Source organism: Nocardioides sp. (genome assembly GCF_036274455.1).
GTDB lineage: Bacteria > Actinomycetota > Actinomycetes > Propionibacteriales > Nocardioidaceae > Nocardioides.
Map to the genome: position 1 here is coordinate 1 of NZ_DASUFR010000115.1, position 3,281 is coordinate 3,281.

Genomic DNA, 3,281 nt, shown 5'->3' on the forward strand with positions numbered 1-3,281 from the left:
GCGTCGTCGCGGGCCTCCTCGGCCTCGGCGATCTCGTCGTCGACCTCGTCGGCCGACTCCTCGAGCTCGGCGATCTTGCGCTTGAGCTCGTCGATCTCGGCCTGCACCTGCATGGCCCGCGCCTGGAGGTCGGACAGCGCCTGGGCGGCCTCGTCGTAGGCTCCCTTGGCCCCGGCCAGTTCCTCCTCGGCCTCCTCGAGCGTCTCGCGTGCCGCGGCCAGCGCCTTCTCGTCACGGTCGGGGTCCGGGACGACGTGCAGCTCCGGCTTGCTGGGCGGCGCGTCCTCACGAGGGGTCGCCACGAAGCCGAGAGCGTCCGGGACGGCGACCGCCCGGTCGAGGTCGACGGCGTCGACGCCGGTCGCCTCGAGGGCGGAGAGCAGCATCCCCGAGCGGACCGCCTTGGCGCATCCCTCGTCGACCATGGCCGCGGTCAGGGTGGCCTCGACCTGCTGGGCCACGGAGTCGGTGATCTTCTGGCCGTGCTCGCGGGCCAGCCGGCGCGCCTGCGTGGTCACCGCGGCCGTCACCTGGCGCCGCTGCCGGGTGAGCTGGCGCAGCTCGTCGCCGGACATCGACGCCTGCGCCTCGCGCAGCGCGGCACCCACCTGCAGCACCTGGTCCACCTGCTCGGTCTCGTGCCGGACGAGCAGGTTGACCACCCAGGCGGCCACCGACGGCTTCTTGAGCGCCTTGACCGGAGCGGCGAGGTCGGTGCCTTTCAGCTCCTTGGCCTTCGCGTCGCGGGCCGGGGTGAACTCGGGCAGCGTCAGCGCGTAGAGCTCGTCGGCGATCTCCAAGAGCTCATCGGCCATGGCCGGATTCTGTCAGGGAGAGCTCGATCTCCCTCGGGTACGGCGGCCACTCGGCCCGCTGCGTGCGGCCGGTGGGCTGCCAGCCGAGGTGGCCGTAGAGCCCGCGGGCGCGCTGGTTGTCGACCAGCACCCACAGTCTCGGGACCCGTCCGGACGCACGGATCGCGGAGACCGCCAGCTCCACACCCTCGCGGGCCAGGCCCGTTCCCCAGTGGTCGGGGTGCACGGCGAGGTGGCGCAGCCGTCCGTCGGAGTCCCAGGAGGTGAAGGCGACCGGAGTCATGAGGACGGTGACCGAGGGGTCGGCGAGCGTCTCCTGCCACCGCGCGAGCACACCGTCGTCGGGGAACGGCTCGCCGAAGACGTGGGCGAGCGCCACCAGGTTCGCCGCGCGCTCGAGGTCGCGCAGCGCGACGGCGTCGGCCGGCGTGGCCCGGCGCCAGGTCACGGCCGCCCGGCCCCGACCCACGCGACGTGCTTGGCCCACTGGTCGGCGTAGAGCGCGCGCAGCTCGCTCTCCTCGATCCCCTCCAGGGAAAGACGGGTGCCCTCCACGAGGGCCTGCCGCCACGCGTCGTACGTCGCGAGCTCGGTCTCTGTCCGCGACCGGGCGTCGGCGCGGGTCCAGAGACAGCAGCGCACCGTGTCGATGCCCGTCCCGTCCCGGCGCTGCACGACGAGGATGCTGGCGAACCGGCCGTCCGGCGGCGTGGACAGCGTCGCGTGCGAGGCGTCCACGTCCGCCTGCTCCACGGGCAGCGAGGACACCTCGACGCCGGCGAAGGTGCCGACCGGGTCGTGCCGGAACGACCAGCCGTCCTCTCGGACCTCGGTGATCTCGTAGTCGAAACCGTGCTGGACGTGGTGCCCGGCCACGACCGGCACCGGATCGCGGAAGCAGTCGCCGAGCCCCACGTCGACCCACCACCGACCACCCGGGTTGTCGTCGGTGGGCAGCCCGTCGGCCACCAGGACGAGATGGTTGAGGAAGGTGTCCGCACGGTCCGCCTCACCCGTCCACACGTGACCGTGCCGTCGGACGAGGTCGAAGCCGAGCTCGGTCAGCACCGTGCCGAGGGCGCCGTTCTGGTGGAAGCAGTAGCCCGCGCGCCCCACCTCGCCGACGCGCACGAGGCTGTCGCGCGGGTCCGGCGAAGGAGGCCGGCGCAGCATGATCGAGAGGTTCTCGTAGGGCACCGCGTCGAGGTGCGCCCGGTGCAGGGCGACGAGGGTGTCGTGGGTCGGCGGCAGCTCGGCGGCCGGGTCGATCCCGAGCCGGCGCAGGTAGGCCGACGTGGCCTCACTCCGCGGCATCGTCCTCGTCCGCGTCGAGCCCCTGCGCGATCGCGTAGCGGGTCAGCTCGACCCGGTTGTGCATCTGGAGCTTGCGCAGCGTGTTCTGGACGTGGTTCTGGACCGTCCGGTGGGAGAGCACCAGCCGGTCGGCGATCTGCTTGTACGACATCCCCTTGGCCACCATCCGCAGCACCTCGGTCTCCCGCTCGGTGAGCGTGGGCCGGCCGGGGTCGGCGGCGGGCTCGGAGAGCCGGCGGTACTCCCCCAGCACCAGCCCGGCCAGCCCCGGCGTGAACACGGTGTCGCCATGGGCGACCCGGCGTACGGCGTCCAGCAGCTCCTTGCGCGAGGCCGACTTGACGAGGTAGCCGGTGGCCCCCGCCTTCACTGCGTCGAGCACGTCCTGCTGCTCGCCCGAGGCCGAGAGGATCAGCACCCGGGCGGAGGGGTCCTGCCGGATCACCTCGGCGGTCACCTCGACGCCGTTGGGCGGCGGGATCTGCAGGTCGAGGACGACGACGTTGGGACGGCAGGCCGGGAAGCGGGCCAGCGCCTCGCTCCCGTTGGCAGCGACCCCGACCACGTCGAAGCCGGCGTCCTGCAGGTCCCGCTCCACGGCGTCGCGCCACATCGGGTGGTCGTCGACGACCATCACGCTGATCCGTGGGTCCTCGGTCACTCCCCGGACCCTAGACGACCATCTGGACGGACGAACCGCCCGCGCCGGTGCAGGAGCGGGTCGGTCTCCCCGACCTCGAGGTGCTCGACGACGCAGGTCAGCAGCCGCGACCAGCCGAGGTCGGTGGCCGTCTCGAGACGGACGCCGGCCCAGGTGGTGGCGTGCTCGAGCCGCGGCCCCCACTCGGTGTCGACGAACGCCGCCTGCCGGAACACCCCGCCCGGAGCCGGGGCGGTGCCGGCGAAAGCCTCGGCGAGGCCGCGGTCGGCCCACTCCAGCAGCTGGACGACGGCCCGGCCCGTCTCCTCCACCGTGTCGGCGAGGTCGGAGTCGGGGTCGACCAGCCCGAGCAGACGGGCGGGCTCGCCGAGCACCACGAGGACCGAGGTGAGCGTGAGCCCGGCCCGGTTGGCGCCGGACCCGGCGGTCCACAGCGTCACGGCGCCGCCGAGCCGGCCCCGGAGCCTGCGGGCCGGGTCGGGCTCGGGGTC

General features: G+C 73.5%; 5 protein-coding genes. All 5 read right to left on the reverse strand.

Annotation, left to right across the window (positions count from 1 at the left end; all coding sequences use genetic code 11):
* On the reverse strand, positions 1–815 hold an 815-nt coding region (locus tag VFV89_RS10775), incomplete at its 3' end, for a hypothetical protein (RefSeq protein ID WP_329705934.1).
* On the reverse strand, positions 805–1,284 hold the full coding sequence (locus VFV89_RS10780) for a GNAT family N-acetyltransferase (RefSeq protein WP_329705935.1): 480 nt from the start codon (positions 1,282–1,284) through the stop codon (positions 805–807). The genes VFV89_RS10780 and VFV89_RS10775, both read right to left, overlap by 11 nt.
* Complete coding sequence (locus tag VFV89_RS10785; protein ID WP_329705936.1) at positions 1,260–2,129, reverse strand: arylamine N-acetyltransferase family protein; 870 nt, start codon at positions 2,127–2,129, stop codon at positions 1,260–1,262. The genes VFV89_RS10780 and VFV89_RS10785 overlap by 25 nt, the downstream gene beginning before the upstream one ends.
* Positions 2,116–2,763 carry a response regulator transcription factor gene (locus VFV89_RS10790; RefSeq protein WP_329705938.1) on the reverse strand — a complete coding sequence of 216 codons (648 nt, stop codon included), beginning with the start codon at positions 2,761–2,763 and terminating at the stop codon, positions 2,116–2,118. Before VFV89_RS10790 ends, VFV89_RS10785 begins: the two co-directional genes overlap by 14 nt.
* Positions 2,764–2,786: 23 nt before the next feature.
* The coding region (locus VFV89_RS10795) for a flavin reductase family protein (protein ID WP_329705937.1) at positions 2,787–3,281 on the reverse strand (495 nt) is incomplete at its 5' end.

What these genes read in the sequence shown, in the direction of transcription:
- VFV89_RS10785 (WP_329705936.1), bottom strand. Translation starts at nt 2,129, where the DNA reads ATGCCGCGGAGTGAGGCCACGTCGGCCTACCTGCGCCGGCTCGGGATC.
- VFV89_RS10790 (WP_329705938.1), bottom strand. Translation starts at nt 2,763, where the DNA reads ATGGTCGTCGACGACCACCCGATGTGGCGCGACGCCGTGGAGCGGGAC.